Origin of the sequence: Bacillus cereus group sp. BfR-BA-01347, from assembly GCF_022663835.1 — a bacterium.
In the GTDB taxonomy this organism is placed as follows: Bacteria; Bacillota; Bacilli; order Bacillales; family Bacillaceae_G; genus Bacillus_A; species Bacillus_A thuringiensis_K.
In genome coordinates this window covers 16,038-42,848 of the sequence record NZ_JAKUGG010000034.1, presented here as the reverse complement: position 1 = coordinate 42,848, position 26,811 = coordinate 16,038, and the positions used below count along the sequence as shown (strand labels likewise).

The following is a 26,811-nucleotide window of genomic DNA, read 5'->3' as shown; positions in this document are numbered from 1 at the left end:
ATATATATTGCTATGTATTCGGCTACTAAATGAAAGGATTACTGAAATTAAGTAGACGGATAGCAAGTATATAGAAAGGAGAAAGGTAGAAAATATGAAACAAGTATTGAAGTGTTTTAATGTCGTAACAATGATCACACTTCTTCTATCCATCATATTGCCTTCGCCCAGTGCTTTTGCTACAGAGATAAATAAAAAAAGCTGGGATGAGTTACAAGGAAATGATGTGAAAATTAAGGCAGAGCAAGTGAATGCTGAAATGTATAAGGGAGAAGTAGCGGAGAGGGAGCACGTATTTCAATATAAGATTGAAAATACGGGAGATACACCAATCCGAGAATTAGTAATTAATCAAAATAATGACAATGGAATTGAGTTTCTTTCGCAATCTGTGAAAGTAAACGGAGAGAAGTTACTTGAAAATAAGGTAGCGGATTTCTATGTAGAGGAAAAAGATAATGGAGGAAAGGTTCTTTCTTCTAATCTTAAAATTCAAGATTTAAAATCACATGAAAAAATGAATGTATTAATAAAAGCTCGTCGTGCGCAACATTTTAATAAAGAGTATAAGCAAAAAATTAGTGTGCAAAAGGATCAACTACAAATAGGAAACATGTCTGTAGATGTTGAAGGGCTTCCTTCTGAAGAGAAGTTAGAAGCTAATACCGATGATGAGGCTGACAGTAGTAAGAAAGCTATCGGATCAACAACTGATTCAAAAACTAAAGAAGTGGATGGAAAATTAAAAGTATCTGTAGAAGATAAAAATACATCTACACAAAAAACAGAAATAGAGAAGGTAAAACAACCTGAAGCTGAAAAGCAACTAGAAAAAGAGGAAAAGCAATCACCTCTAACAATAAAGCAGAAGGATGCAGAAGTACAAGCTGCATCAGAAAATGCTTCGAAGGTTCAAATCCAAACAGGAGATAAACAAGGATTTGGAGACCCGCTGTATTCTACAATTGCTCCTGGTAATTTAGTACAAACTGGTAATGTGACCCTTGGTTTGACAACTGATCATTATGGCAGACAAAGTATGGGTTATAAAACGAATAAAATGACTGTGGACGTTGATAACGATGATAGTACTTTTAATTCGTCAACAGGTGCATTTCCTAACATTCCTGCTGGAAGTAAAGTGAAAAAGGCGTATTTGTTTTGGACAGCTGCAATGGGAACTGTAACTAGTACAAATGTTAATCAAAGAGTTAGTGATAATGATGTACGACAACCAGTCAAAATGAAAATGGGAAATAAAGAATATGCAGAGGTACGTGCTGATAGCATACGAAAAGCTGATTATCTACCCTATATTTCTAATTACTCAGGTAGTGGTGCAGGATATGTTGCGTATGCAGATGTAACAAATGTAATTGCACAGCAAGGTATTTCTCAAACGTTGACAGTTGCGAATGTGCCACAAATTAAAGATGTAACAGGTGGCGGCTATTACTGGGGTAACTGGAACCTCATATTAGTTTATGAAAACTATAAAGAAACAGTAAAAGATATGAAAATTTGGGAAGGGTTAGTTTCTCAAAAAAGTACAGCTTGGACGGATATTAGTGTTAATAAAATAAACACACCAAAAGAAGGTGCTTTTAAAGCGAAATTTAGTTATTTTTCATCGCAAGGTGATCCAGCTGATAATGATGGATATGCCTATGATTATGGAGAATATGATTTTGGGTTAGGGTATCAAAAGTTTAAAAATATTAAAGGTAAAGATAATGATGTTAATGACTCATCTATGACAGAAGTACAAGTAGATGGCACTAACGAGTTTGTTACAAAAAAATATCCAGGATATAAACCAGCTTGGACAAATTCATTCAGTACTGACATTCATACGTATCATCTTGAAGGACCGACTCAAGTAAAGAATGGTTTGAAAGAAGGGAAAATGCGTTTTAGAGCATATGGTGGTACTGGTGATATTTACGTATTAAATAACGCCACATTTGTTACAGAACATAATGCTCCAAACTTACAAGTTGATAAAAAGGCATTAGATAGTACCGGTAAAGAAGTTAAGGAAATTAAAGCCGGTGAAGAGTTTACGTATCAAATTGAAGTGAAAAATGATACGAAAAATAATCAAGCGCCGGTATCGAATGTAAAAGGTTTTGATAAATTAGATGATCGTTTAGAGTATGTTCCGGGATCTATACAATATATTTCTGGAAGTAATAAAGGAAATAAAACAGATGATGCAAGCGATGATGAAGCGGAGTTTGTAAATAATCAAATTGATTTCCGTGTTGGTGAAGGTGCTAATGCTAAAGACGGCGGTGTTTTAAAGCCGGGGGAAAGTGCCGTTATTACATTCAAAGTAAAAGTGAAACATTCTGTACAATCAGATACAACAGTAAAAAATATCGTTGTTGTAAAGGGACAAGATAGTGCCGAGATAAAGTATGAAACTGAGGACGATGCAGATATTACGGTTACGACTCCAAAAGAGATCCCTGGAGAAATAGAAGCTAAAAAAATAGCATCTAATAAAACACCGAAGTTAGGTGATGAAGTAGAGTATCGTATTACCTTTAAAAATACGGTGAAAGATGGACGTCTAGATGTATTGACGATTGAAGACGAATTACCAAGTAGTCTTGAATACGTAAAAGATAGTTTGAAAGCAGAAGGTGCAAAACCAGAGCCAGTAGAGCTGAAGTTTGAAAATGGCAAAGTAATGGCAAAGTATCCAGAAATTATGGATATGGAAGAAAGAAGTATCGTCTTTAAAACAAAAGTAAAAGAAACTGCAAAAATTGGTGAAGAAATTGTTAATAAAGCAACCGTTAGTGATAAAACAAATCCACCAAAGAATCTAGAAGAGAAGATTACACCACAGCATAAGGCTGGTAAAATTGTCGCAAAGAAAAAAGCGACAAATAAGAAGCCGAAGCTAGGAGAAGAATTTGAATATCAAATTAGCTTTAAAAATACGGTGGAAAACGGAAAACTAGATGCAGTTACAATAGAAGATGAAATTCCAGCTAACTTAGAATTTGTTCAAGGCAGTGAGAGAGCTGAAGGTACTGAACCAAATCCAGTAGAGTTAAAAGTAGAAAATGGTAAGGTAATCGCAAAATATCCAGAGATTACGGATACAAAAGAGCGAAGCATTGCCTTTAAAGTGAAAGTAAAAGAAGAGGCAAAAGCGGGAGAAACGATCGTTAATAAAGCGGTTGTGAGTGAGCCAAATGGACAGTCTGAGCATCCAGAAGAAAAGATTACGCCGGATTATAAATACGGTAAAGTGGATGTAGAAAAAAACGTAACGAATCAAACACCAAAACTAGGAGAAGAAGTGGAATACAGAATTACATTTTATAATACGGTAGAAAACGGAAAACTAGAAACGGTGCTAGTAGAAGATACACTACCTAAAGGTGTTGAATATGTGAAAGATAGTTTGAAAGCAGAAGGTATAAAACCAGAGCCAGTAGAACTAAAAGTGGAAGACGGCAAAGTAATGGCAAAGTATCCAGAAATTACGGATACAGAAAAAAGAAGTATTGTCTTTAAAGTGAAAGTAAAAGATTCGGCAAAAGTAGGGGAGGCAATTGTAAATAAAGCAATTGCAAAAGATCCGAAAAATGAGCCTGTTGAATCGAAGGTTGTTATTACACCGCAAAGTAAAAAAGGTGAAGTTGCTGCTACAAAGGTAGTTAATAATAAGAAACCGAAGCTAGGCGAAGAAATCGAGTACCGCATTAGTTTTCATAATACGGTTGAGAACGGAAAACTAGAAGAGGTGCGAGTGGAAGATACAATTCCAAAAGGTCTTGAATATGTAGAAAATAGCATCAAGGCTGAAGGAGAAGCACCTGGACCAGTAGAATTAGCTGTTGAAAATGGGATAGTCAAAGCTAAGTATATCGATATTATGGATATGAAAGAAAGAAGTATCGTCTTTAAAGTAAAGGTAAAGGAAGAAGTAAGAGTAGATAAAGAGATTGTCAATAAAGCAATTGTTGATGATACGAAAAATCCACCGATTGAGCCGGAGGAAAGAATTACTCCGCAACATAAGGATGGAATAATTGATTCGAAGAAGACAGTAGATAATCCATCACCAAAACTAGGAGAAGAAGTAGAATACCGAATTAGCTTTAAGAATACGGTAGAAAACGGAAAACTAGAAAAGGTAATAATAGAGGATACAATTCCTAACGGTTTAGAGTATGTAAAAGGCAGTGAAAAGGCTGAAGGTGATAAACCAGCTCCATTAAAGTTAAGTGTGAAAGATGGAAAAGTTATTGCTGAATACGACAATATTACGGATATGAAAGAAAGAAGTATTGTCTTTAAGGTAAAGGTGAAGGAAGAAGCGGAAGTGGGTAAGGAAATCATCAATAAGGCAATTGTTGATGATATGAAACATCCGAAAGAACCAGAAGCAAAAATTACACCATTACACAAAGATGGAAAAATTAAAGCGAAGAAAAGCGTAAATAATGAAACACCTAAGTTAGGAGAAGAAGTAGAATACCGAATTAGTATGAAAAATACGGTAAAGAACGGAAAGCTAACAGACGTGACAATAGAGGATACTTTACCAGAAGGTTTAGAGTATGTAGAAAATAGTTTGAAAGCAGAAGGTGCCGGAACAGATTCAGTAGAGCTGAAATTTGAAAATGGTAAGGTAATAGCAAAATATCCAGAAATTATGGATACAGAAGAAAGAAGTATCATTTTTAAAGTGAAAGTAAAAGAAGAAGTAAAAGTCGGTAAAAAAATCATTAATAAAGCAACTATTGATGATTCGCAAAACAAGCCAGTTAATCCGACAGCGGAAATTATTCCTCAGTATCAAGATGGAAAACTTGAAGCGAAAAAGACGGTAAATAATGAAACGCCGAAGTTAGGAGAAGAAGTGGAATACCGAATCAGCTTTAAAAATACGGTAGAACATGGAAAGCTAACAGAGGTAAAAATAGAAGATGATTTACCAAATGGATTAGAGTATGTGAAAGGTAGTTTAAAAGCAGAAGGTTCTAAGCCAGATCCAGTGGAATTGAAATTTGAAAACGGTAAGGTAATGGCAAAGTATCCTGAGATTACAGATACAAAAGAGAGAAGTATTACCTTTAAAGTGAAAGTAAAAGGTAAAGTGAGCGATTCAATTGTTAATGAAGCGATTGTGAGCGATACGAAAAATCCGCCAGAAACACCGACAGCAGAAATTATTCCACAACATAAAGACGGAAAAATCAAAGCGAAGAAGACGGTAAATAATGAAACGCCGAAGTTAGGAGAAGAAGTAGAATACCGAATTAGCTTTAAAAATACGGTAGAAGACGGAAAACTAGCAGAGGTGAAAATAGAAGATACTTTACCAGAAGGTTTAGAGTATGTAGAAAATAGTGTAAAAGCAGAAGGTTCTAAGCCAGATCCAGTAGAATTGAAAGTGGAAAATGGTAAGGTAATGGCGAAGTATTCAGAGATTACGGATATAGAAGAAAGAAGTATCACTTTTAAAGTGAAAGTAAAAGATGAAGTGAAAGTCGGTAAAAAAATCGTCAATAAAGCAATTATTGATGATACGAAAAATCCGCCAGAAACACCGACGGCAGAAATTACTCCGCAGCATAAAGACGGAAAAGTGGAAGCGAAGAAAACGGTAAATAATGAAACGCCGAAGTTAGGAGAAGAAGTGGAATACCGAATTAGCTTTAAAAATACGGTAGAAAACGGAAAGCTAGCAGAGGTGAAAATAGAAGACGATTTACCAAATGGATTAGAGTATGTGAAAGATAGTGTAAAAGCAGAAGGTTCTAAGCCAGATCCGGTAGAACTGAAAGTGAAAGATGGAAAAGTAATCGCAAAATATCCAGAAATTACGGATACAGAAGAAAGAAGTATCGTCTTTAAAGCGAAAGTAAAAGAAGAATTTAAAGTTGGTGAAGGTATTGTCAATAAAGTAGTTGTTGATGATACAAAAGATCCAACAACTTCAGAAGTAACAATTACGCCAGAATATAAAGACGGTAAGCTTAAAGCAGAGAAATTTGTAAACAATAAAAAACCGAAATTAGGAGAAGAAATAGAATACCGAATTAGTTTTAAAAATACGGTAGAAAACGGAAAACTAGTAGAGGTTAAAGTAGAAGATGAAATTCCAGCTGGATTAGAGTATGTAGAGAACAGTTTACAAGCAGAAGGATCTAAGCCTAGTCCGGTAGAATTGAAATTTGAAAACGGTAAGGTAATGGCAAAGTATCTAGAAATTACGGATACAAAAGAAAGAAGTATTATCTTTAAAGTGAAAGTAAAAGAAGAGGCAGAAATAGGCAAGGAGATTGTTAATAAAGCAATCGTAGTAGATACAAAAAATGAGCCAGAAGAGCCTTATGTGGAAATTACTCCGCAATATAAAGATGGTAAAATTGCTGCGCAGAAAGTGGCCAATAATCATAAACCGAAACTAGGAGAAGAAGTAGAATACCGAATTAGTTTTAAAAATACGGTAGAAAACGGAAAACTAGCAGAGGTAAATATAAAGGATGCATTACCAAATGGTTTAGAGTATGTGGAAGGCAGTATCACGGCAGAAGGGTCTAAACCGAAACCAGCAGAGCTACATGTGAAAAATAATAAGGTAATGGCAAAATATCCAGAAATTACAGATACAGAGGAAAGAAGCATTGTCTTTAAAGCGAAGGTAAAAGAAAGCGTAAAAGTGGGAGAAGAAATCGTAAATGAGGCAATTGTAGATGATACAAAGAATCTGCCAGAAGAGCCTTATGTACCGATTACACCACAATATAAAGATGGGAAAATTGAGACAAGAAAAGAAGTAAGTAACCATGAACCGAAGTTAGGTGAGGAAATCGAATATCGAATTATTTTTAATAATACGGTGAAAGATGGAAAGCTAGCAGAGGTGAAGATAGAAGATGAAATTCCAGCTGGATTAGAGTATGTAGAGAACAGTTTACAAGCAGAAGGATCTAAGCCTAGTCCGGTAGAATTGAAATTTGAAAACGGCAAGGTAATGGCAAAGTATCTAGAAATTGCGGATACAAAAGAAAGAAGTATTGTCTTTAAAGTAAAGGTGAAAGACTCGGTTACAATAGGGAAGGACATTACAAATAAAGCAATTATTCATGTGGATGATCCGAACCATCCTATAATTGAACCAACCGCAAAAATTACACCGCAACATAAAGACGGTAAAATTGCTGCTCATAAAAAGGTGAATAATCATAAACCGAAGCTAGGGGAAGAAATCGAATACCGCATTTCATTTAATAATACGGTGAAAGATGGAAAACTGGCAGAGGTTAAAATTGAGGATGAAATTCCGTCTGGTTTAGAGTATGTGAAAGATAGTCTAAAAGCAGACGGTGATAAGCCAGCCCCAGTAGAGTTGAAAGAAGAAGCTGGTAAGGTTAGTGCGAAGTATGAAAATATCACTGACATGAAAGAAAGAAGCATTATCTTTAAAGTGAAGGTGAAAGATTCCGTTGAAGTGGACAAAGCAATTGTAAATAAAGCAATTGTTGATGATACAAAAAATCCACCAGAGCGACCGGAAGTAGATATTACACCGCAGCATAAAGCTGGTAAATTTAAAGCTAATAAAAAGGTAAGTAAAAAAGATCCAAAGCTAGGAGAAGAAGTAGAGTACCGAATTAGTTTTAAAAACACGGTAGAAAATGGAAAACTAGCAGAAGTGAAAATTGAGGATCAACTACCAAATGGATTAGAGTATGTGAAGGATAGTTTAAAAGCAGAAGGTAATGAGCCAGCGCCAGTAGAGTTAAAAGAAGAAGCTGGGAAAATTATCGCGAAGTATGAGAATATCACTGATACAGCTGAGCGTAGTATTATCTTTAAAGTGAAAGTAACGGAAGTAGCAAAAGTCGGTAAGAAACTCGTGAATACGGCAGTTGTGGATGATGATAATCCGAAGAATCCTCCGCAAAAACCAGAAGCGATTATTACACCGGAGTATAAGAATGGAAAAATAAAAGCTGAGAAAACAGTAAATAACCCAGCTCCAAAATTAGGAGAAGAAGTAGAGTATCGAATTACGTTCCGTAACGTAGTTGAGCACGGAAAATTAGCGAAGGTGAAAATTAAGGATGAATTACCAAACAGTTTAGAGTTTGTAGAAGGTAGCGAAAGAGCTGAGGGGGATAATCCAAAACCGTTGCATGTAAAAGTGAAAAACGGCACAGTACTCGCAGAATATCCAGAAATTACGGATACGAAAGAAAGAAGTATCGTCTTTAAAGCGAAAGTGAAAGAAAAGGCTAAAATTGGCGAAGCGATTGTGAATACGGCGGTTGTGGAAGATACTGTAAATCCACCAGAGAAACCGAATGTCGCGATACAGCCTCAACATAAAGAGGGTGTATTACAAGCTGAAAAGACAGTGAGTAACCATGAACCGAAGTTAGGAGAAGAAGTAGAATATCGAATTAGTTTTGAAAATACGGTAGAAAACGGCAAACTAACTGAGGTAAAAGTAGAGGACGAAATTCCAGCTGGTTTAGAATACGTACAGGATAGTATAAAGTCTGATGGGCCGGAACCAAATCCAGTAGAACTTAAAGTTGAGAATGGAAAAGTAACAGCAAAGTATCCAGAAATTACGGATACGAAAAAAAGAAGTATCATCTTTAAAGCGAAAGTAAAAGAAACGGTACAAGTAGGAAAAGAAATTATAAACAAGGCGGTTGTGGATGATAATAATCCAACCAATCCACCAGTTGATCCACTTATACCAATTACACCGCAATATAAAGATGGGAAACTAGAGGCAAGGAAAGAAGTAAGCAATCATGAACCAAAGCTAGGGGAAGAAATCGAATATCGAATTACTTTTAACGGCACGGTAGATGGCGGGAAGTTAGTTGATGTAAAGATTGAAGATAAAATTCCGTCTGGTTTAGAGTATGTGAAAGATAGTCTGGAGGCCGTAGGTGATAAGCCTGTACCAACAGAACTTAAAGTCGAGAATGGAAAAGTAACAGCGAAGTATCCAGAAATTATGGATACGAAAGAAAGAAGTGTCATCTTTAAAGTAAAGGTAAAAGAAACAGCAAAAGTTGGAGGAGAAATAACAAATAAAGCGATCATTCAAGTAGATGATCCAAATCATCCAGTTATGGAACCGACAGCGACAATAAAGCCAGAATATAAAGATGGTAAGTTAAAAGCAGCGAAGACAGTAAGTAATAAAGAACCGAAGCTAGGAGAAGAAATCGAATATCGAATTAGCTTTGAAAATACAGTAGAAAATGGAAAAATAGCTGAGGTAAAGGTAGAAGATGAAATTCCAGCCGGTTTAGAGTATGTGCAAGATAGCATTAGATTTGAAGGGGCTGAACCAAATCCAGTAGAGTTAAAAATGGAATTTGGAAAAGTAATAGCGAAGTATCTAGAAATTACAGATACGAAAGAACGTAGTATTATTTTTAAAGTGAAGGTAAAAGCAGCACCAAGTAAAGGGATAACAAATAGAGCGGTAGTGGACGATAAAATAAATCCACCACTTGAGCCTACAGTTACAATTTTACCGAAAACAAAAGAAGATTTTAAGATACCAGAAGAACCGAAGGAACCAGAAGTGAAGCCGGAAGAGCCGAAAGAACCAGAAGTGAAGCCGGAAGAGCCGAAAGAACCGAAGGAACCAGAAATGAAACCGGAAGAGCCGAAAGAGCCAGAAGTGAAGCCGGAAGAGCCGAAGGAACCGAAGGAACCAGAAATGAAGCCGAAAGATCTGGAGAAACCAGAAGTAAAACCGGAGAAACCGGAAGTAAGACTGGAAAAGTTAATTAAAGAACCGCAAGTAAAAGTAGAAAAAGAATTACCGAAAACAGGGGCAGCACATTCATGGATGATGTCAGTTGGTGCGGGAATTTCATTCTTAGTTGGCGGAGTATTATTCGTATTAGGTAGAAGAAGAAAACAATAATTTTTTAGACGAAAAGCACACTGAGTTCGATAGTTTATCGGACTCAGTGTGCTTTCATGTTATATAAAAGGAAAGCTCCTTCCACGTATGGAAGGAGCTTTATTTTTGCATATTAAAACATACTTGAGCTATGCATCGGTTGAAGTTTTGCATTTGGATCGAAGTAAGCTTTTGCATTGTTTACTGCTGTCGGTGCTTCGCCAAATCCACAAGCGATAAGTTTTACTTTTCCTTCATATGTACAAATGTCACCAGCAGCGTAAATGCCAGGAATATTTGTTTCCATTTTTGAATTCACAAGGATGCTGTTTTTTTGTATATCTAAGCCCCAGTTTTTAATTGGGCCAAGAGAAGAAACGAAGCCGTAGTTTACAATTACATCATCAACATCGATGATAACTTTTTCTTCAGTTTTTACGTGCTGAAGAACGACTTGTTCAATTTTGTCATCACCAATAAGTTCTACTGGAACGTACGGTGTACTTACTTCTGCACGAGAATTTATTAAGCTTTCTACACTATGTTCATGCGCACGGAATTTATCACGACGATGAACGATTGTAACTTTTTCAGCGATCGGTTCTAACATCATTGTCCAGTCTACTGCTGAGTCGCCACCGCCAAATACTACGACGCGCTTACCAGCAAATTTATTCATATCATCAACGAAATAATGTAAGTTTTTCTTTTCGTATTTCGCAGTACCTTCTAATTCTAAGCGGCGTGGTTGGAAAGCACCATTGCCAGCAGTAATAATAACTGATTTAGAATAGTGAGTTTGCTTATTCGTAACAAGTTTAAATATACCGTCAGCTTGTTTCTCAAGCGTATCGACAGCTTCTTCTAAACAAACAGTTGGGTCAAATTTCTTCATTTGCTCTTTTAAGTTATCAACTAATTCTTGTGCGCGCACTTTTGGAAATCCAGCCACATCATAAATGTATTTTTCAGGGTAGAGTGCGGATAATTGTCCGCCAAGTTGAGGTAAGCTTTCAATAATTTTTACACTTGCTTGTCTCATACCGCCATAAAATGCTGTGAACAGTCCCGTTGGACCACCACCAATAATTGTTATGTCGTAAACTTTTTGATTTTCTGCCACTTTCATTCCCCCTATAGATGGAATTTTGATATTGATTTCATATATTGTTCATATGTACACGAAAATCCTGCAAATGATGACACTTTCAAATAAATGATAGCATATTTGAGTTCATAATACTTCTGAAAACGACTGAATTGTGTGTAAGTTTTCGCATAGGTTCTTTTTTGTTGTATAAAATATACAGAAAGGAAAATACATGAAAAAAAGGCTAAAAAACCCTTGAAAACGCTATGTTATTTTAAAATATTGATAATTCTCCAGACGCTTGAATTCTGGAATAAAACCGACTAATATAGGGAAGTATTATGTTAAATTTCTATGACAAAATTCGTACGATTTTTTGACTGCGTTTTGTTATGATATAGAATGTGATAAATTCCACATTCTTGACAAATAGAGTTTTTAGTACTTGGTATTATTTTTTATTACTATTATATAAAGAAAAGGGTTGTGATTTGGTGAAGACTCCAAAAATCGTAGTTTTAGGTGCAGGTTATGGCGGGATGATTACGACTGTTCGTCTGCAAAAAGCATTATCTGTAAATGAAGCTGAAATTACGCTAGTAAACAACAACAGCTATCACTACCAAGCGACTTGGTTACATGAGAGCGCAGCTGGTACATTAGAAGATGAAAAAATCTGTCTAGATATTCAAGACGTTATTGATACAAATAAAGTGAACTTTGTGCAAGATACAGTAGTAGAAATTAAAGCTGCTGAAAAACGCATTATCTTAAAAGACGGCGAGTTAGAGTATGACTACTTAGTAATCGGTCTTGGTTTCGAATCAGAAACGTTCGGAATTACAGGATTAAAAGAGTACGCATTCTCAATTGCTAACATTAATGCAACTCGTCAAATTCGTGAGCATATGGAAGCTAGTTTCGCTAAATATGCAGATGAAAAGCGCGATGAGTTAGTAACAATCGTTGTTGGTGGTGCTGGATTTACTGGTATCGAGTACGTAGGTGAGCTTGCAAACCGTGTTCCTGAACTTTGCAAACAGTACAATGTACCACGCGAAAAAGCACGTATCATCTGTGTAGAAGCTGCTCCAACAGCACTTCCAGGTTTCGATCCTGCATTGGTAGAATACGCTGTAAAACAACTTGAGAAAAAAGGCGTAGAATTCCGCATCGGTACAGCAATTAAAGAAGCAACTGAAGAAGGTATTATCGTTGCAAATGGCGATGATACGGAATTAATTAAGTCTGAAACAGTAGTTTGGGCTGCAGGTGTTCGTGGTAACGGCATTGTGGAAGAGTCTGGCTTTGAAGCAATGCGCGGACGTGTAAAAGTTGATGAGTACATGCACGCTCCAGGATACGAAGATGTATTCATGGTTGGTGACGCAGCGCTAATCATTAACGAAGAAATTAACCGTCCATACCCACCAACAGCACAAATCGCAATTCAACAAGGTTACAATATTGCACACAACTTAACTGTATTAGTTCGTGGCAAGGGTGAAATGAAGAAATTCGTATTCGATAATAAAGGATCTGTATGTTCTTTAGGCCATGACGATGCAATGGGCGTTGTTATGGGCAAAAAGTTAACAGGTTGGAAAGCTTCCTTCATGAAGAAAGTAATCGATAACCGTTACCTATTCTTATTAGGTGGACCTTTATTAGTTCTTAAAAAAGGTAAATTAAAGTTCTTTTAATATATAGTAGAAAAAGCAGAAACGGCTAAGAGCTGTTTCTGCTTTTTTCATATTAAAAATATAGTATAATATATAAAAAAAGAAAGAATATTCTGTCCGTTCTAATAGAGGAGGTTATTACATCATGGAGAAACGAGGGAAGGTATGGCTAGCTGTTAGTGGCCTAGTAGCTACAAAAGATGGTAGGTGGCTATTTGTTAAGAAGAAATACAGTGGATTAAAAGGGAAATGGTCTTTACCGGCTGGTTTTGTAAATGAAGGTGAGACGGTTGATGAAGCTGTGAAACGCGAAGTGTTAGAAGAGACAGGCATTGTCGCTCATGTGAAGGGGATCATTGGTGTTCGATCGGGTGTTATTCGTAATGAGATTAGTGATAATATGATTATTTTCCTTTTGGAGCCTGAAGGAGAAAATATTATTGTACAGGAGAAAGAATTGTCTGAAGTGGCGTTCTTACATCCGGATAAGATTGCGGGTGATCCGAATACGTCTGTGCTTATTAAATATTTGTTAGAAGGAAGATCAGAACTACATCTTGAAGTGGACAAAACATTAAATCCAGGAGAACCATTTGGTTATACAGCCTATCACGTATTTACGGCGCATGCGAAGGAGAGGGAGAAAGAGTGAGTATACCGGTATTACTTATTTCAATGATGTTATTTTTTATTTTGTTCTTTGGAATTGGATTTTTACTCAACATGATTTTGCGAGCTACTTGGGTAATGGTTATTGTGTATCCGATTGTTTGTATGCTTATTATTAATAAAGCGAGTATGTGGGATTATTTTTCAAAACCGAAAGAAACATTTTCTTCATTTGGGACAAGTGTATCGCATTTAGGACAAGCAGATGTGTTTATTCTATCTACTGGATTAGTAGGGGCTGCTTTAGCAGGAGTCGTAATCAAGAAACTTCGGAAAAGCGGATATCAAATGTTTTAATCTCCAATTAAGTTGGAGATTATTTTTTTTGCATATTCCTTCATCTTATAGGGAATGATTAACGATGAAGGAGTGTGGAATATAAAAATGTTAAAACGATATTGTATTCGCATTATGATGACTTGTTTACTTGCAATTGCATTATGCGTAACATGGAAGGCTTTCACAGGAGTTTCTTTATTAGAGATTGTAAAGACATATGAAGGAATGAGTGCAAAAGAAGTACATGCAGCAGAAGTTAAGAGAAATGTTGCTCCGAGTAAAGAAGTGATAAATGCTTTAGAGCAGGCAAACGACTGGTCTAAATATCGTTCAATTGAAATGACTGCAACAGGTTATACATCGGGGATTGAGTCAACCGGTAAGAGGCCAGGGCATCCAGAGTATGGTATTACATATTCAGGTGTCAAAGTGAAAAGGGATTTATATTCCACAATTGCTGCGGACTTACGCGTATTTCCGATTGGAACGATTCTATTCGTACCAGGTTATGGATATGGTGTAGTAGCTGATAAGGGCGGTGCAATAAAAGGAAACCGTCTTGATCTATATTATGATACGGTGAAAGATGTTTATAGCCAATGGGGTAAGAAAAAAGTCAATGTGTACGTAGTAAAAGTAGGAAATGGTAAGTTTACAGAAGAAGAGTTAACGATGTTAAATCAAGACGAAACGATGCAAGTGTTTCGTGGTCAATATTTAAAACAAAGATAGTCTAGTCGTAATTACGCTAGACTTTTTTTCTTGGCTTATTTCATAATAGAGGAGATTTTAAACGTCATATAACTGTAGTTAGAATTGTCGCATTTTATCGAAAATAAAGTTATAATGGTGATAGAGAAATTTAGGGGGTCTGAACATGTTTCAAGTACAAAAAGAATTAGCAAGCCATGAAGCGGTAATTGTTGCCTTATTTGAAGAAGAGAAAACAAGTAGTTTTGTACAAGAACTGGACAAAGCGTTTGAAGGACAATTACAAGTTTTATTAGAAGAGAAAGAACTTTCTACTAAGAAGAAAGCTATTTCAAAAGTACATAGTTTAGGAAAAACAAATGTGAAACGTTATTATTTCGTTGGTTTAGGTAAGAAAGAATCTTATACGACGGAAACGTTACGTGTAGCTCTTGGTAAGGCATTTAAAACACTGCAAGCAGTAAAAGTACAAGATGCAGCAATCTTACTGGATTCTTTCGTAACAGAGAAATTAGATGTGATTGATGTAGCTCATATTGCAGCAGAAGTACAAGGTCTTGGTACATATGAATTAGAAACGTATAAATCAGATAAAAAGGATCGTGTGGAATTAGAGAAGTTTACGGCTATTACAGCGGAAGATGTACAAGAAATTGAAGCAGCATTAACAGTTGGCTACGTACATGGACGTGCAACAAATTCAGCTCGTACACTTGTAAATATGCCGCCAAACGTATTAACAGCGACAAAGCTTGCTGAGTATGCTGTTGAGTTAGCGGAGAAGTATGATATGGACTATAAAGTTCTTGAGAAAGAAGAGATGGAAGATCTTGGTATGGGTGCGTTGCTTGCAGTAAACCAAGGTAGTGTAGAGCCACCAAAAATGATCGTTCTTATTTATAAGGGAAAAGAAGAGTGGAAAGATGTCATTGGGTTCGTTGGAAAAGGTATTACATACGATACAGGTGGTTATTCTTTAAAACCACGTGAAGGCATGGTCGGTATGAAAGGTGATATGGGCGGTGCAGCTGCTGTATTAGGTGCGATGGAAATTATCGGTGAACTTCGCCCAGAACAAAATGTGATCGCTGTTATTCCTTCAACTGATAACGTTGTAAGTGGTACGGCATTTAAGCCAGACGATGTAATTACATCAATGAGCGGAAAAACAATTGAAGTATTAAATACGGATGCAGAAGGTCGTCTAGCTTTAGCTGATGGTATTACGTATGCCAAAAAACTTGGTGCAAACTACCTTGTTGATGTTGCAACATTAACAGGCGGTGTAATTGTTGCACTTGGAAACCATACGACAGGCGCAATGACAAATAATGAAGAGTTGTTTGAGCAAGTACTAGAGGCTTCTATGGAAACAGATGAGCCAATTTGGCAACTACCGATTTTTGATCGTGATAAAGAACGCGTTCGAAACAGTAAGTTTGCTGATTTAAATAACTCACCAGGTCGTGAAGGACATGCGGTTATGGCAGGTACATTCTTAGGCGAATTCGCTGAAGATACACCGTGGGTACACTTAGATATTGCTGGAACATCAGAAACAAAAGGCGCGCACGACTTAGGACCAGCTGGAGCAACTGGTGCAATGGTACGTACACTTGCAACACTTGTGGAGCGTTTCGGAGAAGAATAATTTTTTGAAGAAAAGGCTGTCTCAAATTTTTGAGGCAGCCTTTTTTGTTGGTAATTCGATATAACTTCGTTTGCTACTACATTATTGAAAAAAATGTTTATAAAGAAATCTTGTATAAGATTCTATTTGAAAAAGGAAGTACGGTCTGTTTCTTTACAGAACCAAGTGCATCGCTTTTTTCGGGTAAGCCAATTGTAACTTTGAGGCGTGTCCCGAGCTCAAGATTAACTTCTGTAATTATGTTAATGAAAGAATATTAGCAATGAAGACGATACGATTATTTTAACGAGAATACATTATCATGAAGATGGTTACTTTTAGAAAATTTTGATTTCATTAATGAGCGTGTAATGCTGTTTTAGCTTTGTCTATTAGAAATACCAATATGGATGAGAGACCTCTTTATTGGTATTTAATAGTTGATTTTCAATGTTATACTTATGTGATATAATCTTTCCTGTATTAGAAGTAAATAACAATTGAATAGGGAGGGGAAGAAGAGAGTGACAAAAATAGAAGCACTCTTATTATTATGAGGGAAGGAACTTTATCTCAACAAAATATAGTTGTATTGTTTTTTAAACAGTTACGCCCGAAACAATGGACTAAAAACTTGCTTGTATTTGCAGCGTTAGTCTTTTCAATAAAACAAGTATCTTTAACTATGGTGGCACAAGCTGCAATTTGTTTTGCGCTATTTTGTGCAATATCTGGCTGTGTCTATATTTTAAATGATTTTATGGATATCGAGGCAGATCGACAGCACCCTGTTAAGCGATATCGACCAATGGCATCGGGTGCATTAAATCCGTACTTTGCTATTACGGCAGGTTGTGTTATTTTAGTAGCGTCTTTAGTAGTTTCATATGTATTAAATCCGTTATTGTGCTTAGTATTAGCAGTCTATTTTATTTTAAATGTAGCGTATTCAATTCGTTTAAAGCACGTTGTAATCATTGATATTTTAATTATTGCATCTGGATTTGTTTTACGAGCGTTGGCCGGTGGATTAGTTATTCAAGTGCCATTTACACCTTGGTTTTTATTATGTACATTATTACTGTCACTATTCTTGGCTATTAATAAAAGACGACATGAATTAGTATTGTTACAGAATAATAAAGGTTCTCATAGAAAAGTATTAGAAAGTTATTCCTCTGCTTTGTTAGACCAATTAAGTACAATTGTTACATCGGCAACTATTGTAACTTATGCTATCTTTACTTTTAATGCAGGGAAAAGTATCTATTTAATGTGGACAATCCCATTTGTAATTTACGGGATTTTTCGTTATTTATATTTAGTTCACATGGAAGATAAAGGTGGAGAACCAGATAAAGTTTTATTAGAGGATCAGCATATTTTAATAACAGTGTTGTTATATGCGATAACAGTTATTATTATACTATTGAACTTTTAATTACTCTATTCGGGTTTGTTAAAACGTTTAAGAGGAGTGTCTTAAACGTTTTTTATTTGGAATAAAACATTTTTTGAATATAAACAGTTAAGGAGTATAGAGATGCAACAATTTTTGATGATTATTTTATCAGTTGGTATGGGAGTTGTAGGGCAAATTTTATTAAAGTTTGGCGCAATGAAATCACAAAGTTCAGCGGCTGTAGGTATTATGAATTTCATTAACGTACCGAACTTTTTCGGACTAGCTTTTTACGGTTTAAGTGCATTATTATGGATGATTGTACTGAGAAAGGTTGATTTAAGTTATGCATACCCAATGGTGAGTTTCGGATATGTATTTGTTATTATTGCGTCAGCATTATTATTTGGTGAAACAATCAATTTCATGAAAATTGCTGGAATGGTATGTATAGTAGCTGGCATTTTATTTATTGCAAAATCATAGGAGGTAAAGCAATGGGAACATATTTATATTGTATACTTCCATTTATAGCTTGGGTAGCTTCGGGAGTATTAAAATTTTTAGTGAATTATCTTCGTTCTGGAAAAGATGCTTTTCGTTTAGTAGGAAATGGTGGATTTCCTAGTACGCATACAACGATTTTATCAAGTATGGTCATGACAATAGGGTTTCATGAAGGGTTTAATACACCGATGTTTGGAATCGGGATGGCAATTTTAACAATTGTTATCATTGATGCCACAGGACTTCGCCGTACAGTTGGTAAACATGCAAAAATGTTGAATAAACATATAAGTTCGGAAGAAGAAAAATTAAGAGAGCGCCAAGGACATCATTGGCATGAGATTTTTGGTGGACTTGTGTTAGGAACAGTTATTGGGTACGTGGCACATCTAATTATGTTATTTCTACCGTAGAGAGGAGAAGAAGTATTGAATATTTGGAATGATTATAAAGGAAAGGGGATGTTAGCCCTTGTCCTTTTCATTTTTTATTGGTCATTTTATTTTTTTATCGGTTGGAAAATGGATACTCACTCTAAGCTTTTTATTGAAGCGTGGGTGGTTGATACCTATTTTTCTTTTGATCAAGGATATTATATCATCTCCTTTTTCCTTAAAAAAGTAGATGTAGCAGCGGCGACCTGGTTCCGACATCCATTCCTTTATTATTTTATTCAACAATTCATGTGGATGCTGGAGACAGTAAAAGTAGGGGATATTATACATGGTATTATATTCATTCAAACGTTTTTAAGCGCGCTCAGTGTAGTGATGATTTATACATTATGTTGTAAAATTTGTAAGAATACGATTGTTTCTTTTTTACTAGCGGTCATGTATGGATTTTCAGCTACTATGTTAGTTATTACGTGGACACCAGAATCTTTTAGCTATGCAAATTTCACATTGGTACTTATGTGCTTTGTATGCTATCCATTTATTACAGGGGAAAAAGAAGCGAAAATAGGATTTAGTATTGCGAATGTATTGTTGGCAATAGGAATAACAGGGGTTACATTAACCAATTCGTTTATGTGGTTTTTAGGTAGTGTGATGAGTTATAAGAAACTACGGAAAAAAATTATTTGGACTGGTATTTCGATTGTTATTGTCGTGGTCCTGTTTGTATTAGCAATGAACGCAAATAATGTAGTTCTTATCGAAGGATTAAAGGGTAGTATGGACTTTGCTGCGCAAGGACAGAATTTTTCACCAGAATACGTTAAGCCATCAGGTATATTAGTATTTCATCTATTATTAGGATCTTCATTCATCTTTGGACCATTCTCGGAAGTTACTTTAAGACAAGGTGAGCAATTCGCACAATTAAATATACTTCCATCGCATACTATGATCGGGTGGATTGTGATTGTATCTGTGTATGCTTTTATAATAGTAGCTGTATGGAAAAACTTTAGAAAAGAGCCTTTCGTAAGGTTTTTAAGTTTCTGTTTACTATTTAATATTGTTTTACATGGAATTATTGGTTTTGGGGCATCTGAAGCATTTATTTATGGCGCACATATGCTGTTTACAATACCGTTATTATTGGCATATGGTTTTAAAGTGATGAGACGTGTAAAAGTAGTTGCTTTATGTTTAATATTAATATTAATAATTATAAATAACTTTGAAAGTATGCTATATTTTTATCATTTTGCAGTCTCCAATTATTCTTTATAATAAAATAGATTTTTAATAAAAGGGTACTTTAGATAGGATTTCTAAAGTACCCTTTTTTACTATTTCTTAAAAATAGATAGAAAATAATAGCTGGAAGTGAAGCATTTTAGAAAAATGTAGTTGTTATGAAAGAGCTCTAAACATGTTTTGAGTACAAAAAGAGTAGCAAGCCATGAAGAGATAATTATTGTACTTAGACATCCCTGTGAGCACATAATTTATGGTCAGCTCGAGCAATGGTGTAGGTAATTCGTATACTTTTCGAGCATTTTGTAGAAGAATAATTTTTTGAAGAAAAAGCTGTCTCAAATTTTGGAGACAGCCTTTTTTATTGATATGGTAGGTGTATTTGTTGGTAATTCGATATAAATTCATTTACTACCGCGCTGTTCAAAAAAATGCTAAAAAGTGTTTATAAAGAAATCGTATACAAAATCCCATTTAAAGCAAAAGAAGTACGGCCCGTTTCTTCAGAGACAACTAATATAAGTGCATCACTCTTTTCTGATAAGCCAATTGCAGCTCTGTGACGTGTTCCTAGTTCAGGATCAACTTCTGTACTTTTCGTTAAAGGAAGAATATTAGCAGCTGAGACAATATGATTATTTTTTACGAGAACGGCACCGTCATGAAGAGGGTTACCTGGATAAAATATTGATTCGAGTAATGGTGCAGTTAAATGAGCGTTTAATGTCGTTCCAGTTTGAATGAAAGCTTCAAGCGTCTCGTTTCGTTCTACAACGATAAGAGCACCATGTTTTCTAGCGCTTAAATGTTGGATAGCTGTCGTAATAAAAGATGAACTTTCCGTATAAGGTGATAAATATGCCTGAATATAGTATGTAGCTGCCAATGTTTGTACATTTGCCAGCATATGATGAATATCTTCCATTTTGCATAAAATACATTCGTCTTCTTTATCGATTGCGTTCCTCATAATCGATAGTTCTCTTTCAGCAATTTCAATCATTTGCTTTGTTTGTATTTTGAGTTCTTCTGACAAGCCCCATTCGTGCATAATCCTCATTCCCTTTAGTGGAGTATTTAACAATAGTGTATACAAATATTCCTAGTAAAATCCTGCTAGATTTTATAAAATATTGAGATACAGCATGTTTTTTTCATATAATAAAGGTATGACGAGCGAGAGGAGAGAGAAGAATGAATTGGAAACAAGAATTTAGTCGCTGGCTTTCTTACGCACAATTAGATGCAGAATTAAAAGAACAGCTAGAAAATATGAAGCAAGATGAGAAGAAAATCGAGGATAGCTTTTATAAAAATCTAGAGTTTGGCACAGGTGGTATGCGTGGTGAACTTGGTGCTGGTACGAACCGTTTAAACGTATATACAGTTCGTAAAGCAACAAAAGGATTAGCAAGCTTTATCGAAAAGTTAGGTGAGGAAGCGAAAAAACGCGGTGTTGTTGTAGCCTATGATTCTCGTCATAAATCACCTGAGTTCGCAATGGAAGTTGCTGCTACACTTGGTGCACACGGCATTACAACATATGTGTTTGAAAGCTTACGTCCAACGCCAGTACTTTCTTTCGCAGTTCGTCATTTACATACAGTAAGTGGAATCGTTCTTACGGCAAGCCATAATCCGCCTGAATATAACGGATACAAAGTATACGGTGAAGATGGTGGACAGTTACCTCCAAAAGAGGCAGATGAGTTAATTAGCTACGTAAATGCAGTAGAAGATGAATTAACAGTTGAAGTTGCTGATGTAGAGCAATTAAAAGCTGACGGTTTATTACATATTATTGGACAAGAAGTAGATGATGCATATGCTGCAGAATTGAACAATGTCATCATTAATAAAGAAATGGTGCAAAAGGTTGGTAAAGACTTGAAAATCGTCTTTACACCATTACACGGAACATCAAATATTTCTGTACGCCGTGGTTTAAAAGAAGTTGGATTTACAGATGTAACAGTTGTAAAAGAGCAAGAGTTACCAGATCCAAACTTCTCTACAGTAAAATCACCGAACCCAGAAGAGCACGCAGCGTTTGAGTATGCAATTCGTGACGGTGAAAAGGTAGGCGCAGATGTATTAATCGCAACTGATCCTGACGCAGATCGCCTTGGTGTAGCAGTGCGTAATCATAATGGTGAGTTCCAAGTATTAACAGGAAACCAAACAGGTGCATTAATGCTTGATTACTTACTATCTCAAAAGAAAGAAAACGGAACGCTTCCAGAGAACGGTGTCGTATTAAAAACAATCGTAACGTCTGAAATTGGTCGTACAATTGCAAAAGCATACGGTTTAGATACAATTGATACGTTAACTGGATTTAAATTTATCGGTGAGAAAATTAGACAGTATGAAGAAAGCGGACAATATGAATTCCAATTCGGTTATGAGGAAAGCTATGGTTATTTAATCCGCCCATTCTGCCGTGATAAAGATGCAGTACAATCTGTCCTATTTGCATGTGAAGTAGCTGCATACTACAAATCACAAGGGAAAACGTTATATGACGGTCTATTAGAAGTATTTGAGAAGTACGGCTTCTTCCGTGAAGACCTTGTATCGTTAACGTTAAAAGGAAAAGATGGAGCGGAAAAAATCCAAGAGATGATGGCAACGTTCCGTGAGAATCCTCCGAAAGAAGTAGCGGGCTTAACAGTCGTAGCAGTGGAAGACTATAAAGCAAGCATCGTTACATCTTTACAAGATGGACATAAAGAAGAGATTCACTTACCGAAATCAAATGTGTTAAAATATCAATTAGAAGATGGTTCATGGTTCTGCCTACGTCCATCTGGAACTGAGCCGAAGATTAAGTTTTACTTTGGTGTGAAAGATAGTTCTTTACAAAATAGTGAACAAAAGTTACTTACTATTAAAGAAGACATTATGAATCGTTTATAATACAAAGTAATTTTAAGTAGTAAGGAACAAAAGGGAGCGAAATCTCCCTTTTGTTTTATGTAGGAAATGATTGCTATTGATTCCGACAGGAGAGAGGGTATTTTGTGATGAAAAAAGTAAGAAAAGCGATAATCCCAGCAGCTGGATTAGGAACACGTTTTTTACCAGCAACGAAAGCAATGCCAAAAGAAATGTTACCGATAGTAGATAAACCGACGATCCAGTACATTGTAGAAGAAGCAGTGAAATCGGGTATCGAAGATATTATTATTGTTACTGGTAAAACAAAGCGTTCTATCGAAGATCATTTTGATAACGCATTTGAACTAGAACAAAACTTATTAGAGAAGAAAAAATATGAGTTGCTTGAAAAAGTACAAGCTTCTTCAAAAATGGTAGATATTCATTATATCCGTCAAAAAGAGCCGAAGGGACTAGGACATGCTGTTTGGTGTGCGCGTAAATTCATTGGTGATGAGCCGTTTGCAGTGTTACTAGGTGATGATATTGTCCAAGCTGAGAAACCGTGTTTACGTCAATTAATGGATGAGTATGAAAAAACACTTTCTTCTGTTATTGGTGTACAAACTGTTCCAGAGTCGGAAACACATCGCTATGGAATTATCGATCCATTAGAACAAGAAGGTCGTCGTTACCAAGTCCGCAATTTCGTTGAGAAACCAGCACAAGGTACAGCTCCTTCAAACTTAGCAATTATGGGTCGTTACATTTTAACGCCTGAAATCTTTATGTTCTTAGAACAGCAACATGTCGGTGCTGGTGGTGAAATTCAGTTAACAGATGCAATCCAAAGCTTAAATGAAATCCAACGTGTATTTGCTTACGATTTCGAAGGAAAGCGCTACGATGTAGGTGAAAAGCTAGGATTCGTTCAAACGACAATCGAAATGGCCCTGCAACACCCAGAATTACGTGATGACATGGTTGCAATGATGAAGAAAATTTTAGAAGAACAAGCGAATCAAGATTCATAATAAAAAAATGAGTTATTTCAGTATACTGAAATAACTCGTTTTTTTTATTATGAAATCGTTGAATGAGAATGCTGATAAGCAGAACGACGCACAGCATAGTATATGCGAGGTGCGATAATAGCACCGATAATTGTAAATGCAATATCTTTTACTGCAAACCACATCATAATCATCCAAGCAGCTTTATAGCTCATATTACCGTCCATAAAGAGATTGACTGCCCCGTACATGTAAGTAGTACCGATTATATAAGTTAAAATAATTCCTGTGAAAGAGGCAATTGCAAATGTAATGAATGTTGGTCTTTCTTTTTGTTCTACTAGTTTTCCCGACACATAAGCAACGATAATAAATGCGATAATAAAACCACCAGTAGGATCTAAAAGTGCTCCAAATCCAGCCTTGAAGTTAGCGAAGATTGGTGCGCCGGCTACGCCAACGACCATATATACAGTCATGGATAAGGCACCAAGTCTACTTCCAAGAAGAAGACCTGCTAAAATTGCGAAAAATGGTTGCATAGATAATGGGATGCCTGCTACTTGAAGGAATGGTGCCCAAGATACAATATTTGCACCGATGGCCATAAGAGCAACGAACATGGCAGCTAATGCTAAATCTAAAACATGAAATCTCCTCATAATGTTAACCTCCTGTTGTTTTTAGGTTAACATTATCGTAGCGAAAATATTTACTTGTTGTCAATCAAAATATTTTGATAAGAAGGCTTTAAATAGTCTCTTAGCAACGTATATGGAATACGAAATTGCGGAATTCCACTTGAATAGGGAGCAATCTCATATAAAGGGAAATAAATGACGAGATTGTCTGGCTCTAAAAAGAAGTGAAACTTTTTCATACTCATTACCTTTTCAGTTGCATCAGGAAAATAAATGCTTTCATTTTGTTTAATTTGTCGTACAATCTCTGCACGGATTACATCTTTATAATTATCCTTTTGTTGAAACAAATCGTCTAAGTGCAGTACCTTTTTTTCGTTTAAATCAAATGTATTTGCCTTCCACGTATAAAGACCGTGTGCTCCGCCAGTATATTGATAGTAATTCACATATAGGCTAAGGAAAGGTGGTTTGTTTAAAGAGACTTTATAATCAACATTTGCTACGTACGGATGAAATGGTGTACTAGATCCTTCTGTCTCTTTATAATATTTTTTTGCTTCTTTTTCTAATTTGTTTTTAAATTTGTCGGTGGATTTTTTGTAGTATAAATTGAGTTTGTTTTGAAATTTAGAGTCAGAAAAGTTGTGAAAAGAAGGTCTATTTATTTGATATTCTATATAAGGTTTCTTACCTTTTTGCGTTACAGTCTTAACATCGATTGTCAGGTTAGATGCTTTGGCTGTTATTGCACAATTTGGTACAATAGTCAGCAAGGAGAACATAAGCAGTAATATACAAAATTTCTGTTTCATTTAGGTGAAGCCTCCTTATATAAGTGTTATAAGTAGTTTGAAAATAAATAGGTAAAATTATACATTTAATTAAAGTAAGAGAAGGGGGAAGCGATATGGCAAAAACTTTAATGGATTCACTTGGAATTGAGTTGTTAGAGATGACAGAAGATAAGGTGGTTGCTACGATGCCTGTTGATGAGCGTACGCATCAGCCGTTTGGATTTTTACATGGCGGTGCATCGGTTGCATTAGCGGAAACAGTGGCAAGTGTTGGTTCATACAATTTAATTGATCAAGAAAAATGTATTTGTTTCGGATTAGAAATTAATGCAAACCACATTCGTTCAAAGAAAGATGGAATTGTAACAGCGATCGGAACACCGATACATAGAGGACAATCGACAATGGTTTGGGATGTTCGCATTATTGATGAAAATGATGATTTACTATGTATATCAAGATGTACAGTAGCAATTAAAGAAAAACGTGAAAAGTAAAAAAGAGGCGCTCTTATGAGCAGCCTCTTTTTCTTATAATTAGAACTGGATTTTCTTCTCTAAGAAACCTTTTAGTTCACTAATTGGCATACGAACTTGTTCCATTGTGTCACGGTCACGTACTGTAACAGCTTTGTCTTCAACTGAGTCGAAGTCGTATGTGATACAGAATGGTGTACCGATTTCGTCTTGACGACGGTAACGTTTACCGATAGAACCAGTTTCATCAAAGTCTACCATGAAGTCTTTAGCTAATTCTGCGAATACTTCAGTAGCACCTTCAGATAGCTTTTTAGATAATGGTAAGATAGCTGCTTTGTATGGTGCTAAAGCAGGGTGGAAACGAAGAACTGTACGAGAATCGTTTTCTAATTGCTCTTCTTCATATGCATCACATAAGAATGCTAATGTTACGCGGTCTGCACCTAAAGATGGCTCGATGCAGTATGGTACGTAACGCTCATTCGTTTGTGGATCGATATAATTAAAGTCTTCGTTTGAGTGTTCCATGTGACGTTTTAAGTCGAAGTCTGTACGAGATGCAACGCCCCAAAGTTCGCCCCAACCGAATGGGAATTTGAATTCAATGTCAGTTGTTGCATTACTGTAGTGAGATAACTCTTCTTCACCGTGGTCACGAAGACGCATGCTCTCTTCAGACATACCAAGTGAAAGTAACCAGTTTTTACAAGTTTCACGCCAGAATGCGAACCACTCTAAATCTTCACCAGGCTTACAGAAGAATTCAAGTTCCATTTGTTCGAATTCACGTGTACGGAATGTGAAGTTACCAGGTGTGATTTCGTTACGGAAACTCTTACCGATTTGGCCGATACCAAATGGAAGCTTTTTACGCATAGAGCGTTGAACGTTTTTGAAGTTTACGAAAATACCTTGTGCTGTTTCAGGACGAAGGAAGATTTCGTTTGTGCTAGACTCTGTAACACCTTGGAATGTTTTGAACATTAAGTTGAACTGACGGATTTCAGTGAATTCTTCACTACCGCAATCAGGGCATTTTACTTCATGTTCTTTCATTAAGTCAGCCATTTGGTCGAAAGTAAGACCGTCAACAACCATTTCGATGCCTTTTGCATCTAAAGCATCTTCAATTAATTTGTCAGCACGGTGACGAGCTTTACATTTTTTACAGTCGATCATTGGATCGTTGAAGTTACCAACGTGACCAGAAGCGATCCAAGTTTTAGGGTTCATTAAAATAGCTGCGTCTAAACCAACGTTGTGTGGAGATTCTTGAATGAATTTTTTCCACCAAGCTTTTTTAACGTTATTTTTTAATTCGATTCCAAGTGGACCGTAATCCCAAGTGTTTGCAAGACCACCGTAAATTTCAGAACCAGGGAAAACAAAACCGCGATGTTTCGCTAAGTTTACAACTTGTTCCATTGAATACATAAGAAAATCCTCCTTTTGAAAGTTAACGTATT

General features: G+C 36.0%; 18 protein-coding genes. 13 read left to right on the top strand and 5 right to left on the bottom strand.

The annotated features are described in order from the left end of the window. The first annotated feature begins 94 nt into the window (after positions 1 to 94). Positions 95 to 9,937 (top strand): isopeptide-forming domain-containing fimbrial protein, encoded by a 9,843-nt coding sequence (locus MR143_RS29800; RefSeq protein ID WP_242281227.1) that lies wholly within the window; start codon positions 95 to 97, stop codon positions 9,935 to 9,937. A 112-nt stretch (positions 9,938 to 10,049) separates the two neighbouring features. Here MR143_RS29800 and MR143_RS29795 read toward each other — a convergent pair whose 3' ends face one another. Beyond that, entirely contained in the window at positions 10,050 to 11,039 is a 990-nt protein-coding gene (locus tag MR143_RS29795; protein ID WP_000829786.1) for an NAD(P)/FAD-dependent oxidoreductase, read from the bottom strand. A gap of 461 nt (positions 11,040 to 11,500) precedes the next feature. Here MR143_RS29795 and MR143_RS29790 point away from each other — a divergent pair, with 461 nt between their 5' ends. The 9 genes from MR143_RS29790 (at position 11,501) to MR143_RS29750 (ending at position 19,568) form a co-directional block, all read left to right on the top strand. Further along, on the top strand, positions 11,501 to 12,709 hold the full coding sequence (locus tag MR143_RS29790; protein WP_000856598.1) for an NAD(P)/FAD-dependent oxidoreductase: 1,209 nt from the start codon (positions 11,501 to 11,503) through the stop codon (positions 12,707 to 12,709). A 124-nt stretch (positions 12,710 to 12,833) separates the two neighbouring features. Then, complete coding sequence (locus tag MR143_RS29785) at positions 12,834 to 13,340, top strand: NUDIX hydrolase (RefSeq protein WP_000415319.1); 507 nt, start codon at positions 12,834 to 12,836, stop codon at positions 13,338 to 13,340. Next, complete coding sequence (locus tag MR143_RS29780) at positions 13,337 to 13,654, top strand: YuiB family protein (RefSeq protein ID WP_000027016.1); 318 nt, start codon at positions 13,337 to 13,339, stop codon at positions 13,652 to 13,654. The genes MR143_RS29785 and MR143_RS29780 overlap by 4 nt, the downstream gene beginning before the upstream one ends. Before the next feature lie 87 nt (positions 13,655 to 13,741). Further along, positions 13,742 to 14,368: a 3D domain-containing protein gene (locus MR143_RS29775; protein WP_000920095.1), complete on the top strand. Its 627-nt coding sequence runs from the start codon at positions 13,742 to 13,744 to the stop codon at positions 14,366 to 14,368. Between the two features lie 145 nt (positions 14,369 to 14,513). After that, positions 14,514 to 15,998 (top strand): cytosol aminopeptidase, encoded by a 1,485-nt coding sequence (gene pepA / locus MR143_RS29770; RefSeq protein WP_000487980.1) that lies wholly within the window; start codon positions 14,514 to 14,516, stop codon positions 15,996 to 15,998. Between the two features lie 532 nt (positions 15,999 to 16,530). After that, entirely contained in the window at positions 16,531 to 17,418 is an 888-nt protein-coding gene (locus MR143_RS29765; RefSeq protein ID WP_001206696.1) for a decaprenyl-phosphate phosphoribosyltransferase, read from the top strand. A 102-nt stretch (positions 17,419 to 17,520) separates the two neighbouring features. Beyond that, positions 17,521 to 17,865, top strand: a complete 345-nt coding sequence (locus MR143_RS29760; protein WP_001183889.1) for an EamA family transporter — start codon at positions 17,521 to 17,523, stop codon at positions 17,863 to 17,865. 11 nt (positions 17,866 to 17,876) lie between these two features. Next, on the top strand, positions 17,877 to 18,299 hold the full coding sequence (locus MR143_RS29755; RefSeq protein WP_000537658.1) for a divergent PAP2 family protein: 423 nt from the start codon (positions 17,877 to 17,879) through the stop codon (positions 18,297 to 18,299). A gap of 15 nt (positions 18,300 to 18,314) precedes the next feature. Next, on the top strand, positions 18,315 to 19,568 hold the full coding sequence (locus MR143_RS29750) for a DUF6080 domain-containing protein (protein ID WP_001028673.1): 1,254 nt from the start codon (positions 18,315 to 18,317) through the stop codon (positions 19,566 to 19,568). 412 nt (positions 19,569 to 19,980) lie between these two features. Here MR143_RS29750 and cdaS read toward each other — a convergent pair whose 3' ends face one another. After that, entirely contained in the window at positions 19,981 to 20,586 is a 606-nt protein-coding gene (gene cdaS, locus MR143_RS29745) for a sporulation-specific diadenylate cyclase CdaS (RefSeq protein WP_000545255.1), read from the bottom strand. 143 nt (positions 20,587 to 20,729) lie between these two features. Here cdaS and MR143_RS29740 point away from each other — a divergent pair, with 143 nt between their 5' ends. Together MR143_RS29740 and galU are read left to right on the top strand one after the other, a co-directional pair. Then, entirely contained in the window at positions 20,730 to 22,454 is a 1,725-nt protein-coding gene (locus tag MR143_RS29740; RefSeq protein WP_001104205.1) for a phospho-sugar mutase, read from the top strand. Between the two features lie 107 nt (positions 22,455 to 22,561). Next, entirely contained in the window at positions 22,562 to 23,449 is an 888-nt protein-coding gene (gene galU, locus MR143_RS29735) for a UTP--glucose-1-phosphate uridylyltransferase GalU (protein ID WP_002181028.1), read from the top strand. 47 nt (positions 23,450 to 23,496) lie between these two features. On the opposite strand, the gene MR143_RS29730 is transcribed toward galU, so the two are convergent. Then, on the bottom strand, positions 23,497 to 24,090 hold the full coding sequence (locus MR143_RS29730; RefSeq protein ID WP_202822320.1) for a biotin transporter BioY: 594 nt from the start codon (positions 24,088 to 24,090) through the stop codon (positions 23,497 to 23,499). A 50-nt stretch (positions 24,091 to 24,140) separates the two neighbouring features. Then, positions 24,141 to 24,884 carry a DUF3298 and DUF4163 domain-containing protein gene (locus MR143_RS29725; RefSeq protein ID WP_000810330.1) on the bottom strand — a complete coding sequence of 248 codons (744 nt, stop codon included), beginning with the start codon at positions 24,882 to 24,884 and terminating at the stop codon, positions 24,141 to 24,143. Between the two features lie 95 nt (positions 24,885 to 24,979). On the opposite strand from MR143_RS29725, the gene MR143_RS29720 reads away from it, so the two are divergent. Next, positions 24,980 to 25,363 (top strand): hotdog fold thioesterase, encoded by a 384-nt coding sequence (locus tag MR143_RS29720; protein WP_001140612.1) that lies wholly within the window; start codon positions 24,980 to 24,982, stop codon positions 25,361 to 25,363. Positions 25,364 to 25,402: 39 nt separating this feature from the next. Here the strand turns inward: MR143_RS29720 and MR143_RS29715 are convergent, their stop codons facing one another. Beyond that, on the bottom strand, positions 25,403 to 26,779 hold the full coding sequence (locus MR143_RS29715) for a glycine--tRNA ligase (RefSeq protein ID WP_000287147.1): 1,377 nt from the start codon (positions 26,777 to 26,779) through the stop codon (positions 25,403 to 25,405). Positions 26,780 to 26,811: the final 32 nt, after the last annotated feature.

Excerpts from the sequence above, each read along its gene's own strand:
- MR143_RS29725 (WP_000810330.1), bottom strand. The coding sequence starts at position 24,884 with ATGAAACAGAAATTTTGTATATTACTGCTTATGTTCTCCTTGCTGACT.
- MR143_RS29765 (WP_001206696.1), top strand. The coding sequence starts at position 16,531 with ATGAGGGAAGGAACTTTATCTCAACAAAATATAGTTGTATTGTTTTTT.
- MR143_RS29755 (WP_000537658.1), top strand. The coding sequence starts at position 17,877 with ATGGGAACATATTTATATTGTATACTTCCATTTATAGCTTGGGTAGCT.
- MR143_RS29715 (WP_000287147.1), bottom strand. The coding sequence starts at position 26,779 with ATGTATTCAATGGAACAAGTTGTAAACTTAGCGAAACATCGCGGTTTT.
- MR143_RS29730 (WP_202822320.1), bottom strand. The coding sequence starts at position 24,090 with ATGAGGAGATTTCATGTTTTAGATTTAGCATTAGCTGCCATGTTCGTT.
- MR143_RS29760 (WP_001183889.1), top strand. The coding sequence starts at position 17,521 with ATGCAACAATTTTTGATGATTATTTTATCAGTTGGTATGGGAGTTGTA.
- MR143_RS29800 (WP_242281227.1), top strand. The coding sequence starts at position 95 with ATGAAACAAGTATTGAAGTGTTTTAATGTCGTAACAATGATCACACTT.
- galU (WP_002181028.1), top strand. The coding sequence starts at position 22,562 with ATGAAAAAAGTAAGAAAAGCGATAATCCCAGCAGCTGGATTAGGAACA.
- cdaS (WP_000545255.1), bottom strand. The coding sequence starts at position 20,586 with ATGCACGAATGGGGCTTGTCAGAAGAACTCAAAATACAAACAAAGCAA.
- MR143_RS29775 (WP_000920095.1), top strand. The coding sequence starts at position 13,742 with ATGTTAAAACGATATTGTATTCGCATTATGATGACTTGTTTACTTGCA.
- pepA (WP_000487980.1), top strand. The coding sequence starts at position 14,514 with ATGTTTCAAGTACAAAAAGAATTAGCAAGCCATGAAGCGGTAATTGTT.
- MR143_RS29740 (WP_001104205.1), top strand. The coding sequence starts at position 20,730 with ATGAATTGGAAACAAGAATTTAGTCGCTGGCTTTCTTACGCACAATTA.
- MR143_RS29785 (WP_000415319.1), top strand. The coding sequence starts at position 12,834 with ATGGAGAAACGAGGGAAGGTATGGCTAGCTGTTAGTGGCCTAGTAGCT.
- MR143_RS29720 (WP_001140612.1), top strand. The coding sequence starts at position 24,980 with ATGGCAAAAACTTTAATGGATTCACTTGGAATTGAGTTGTTAGAGATG.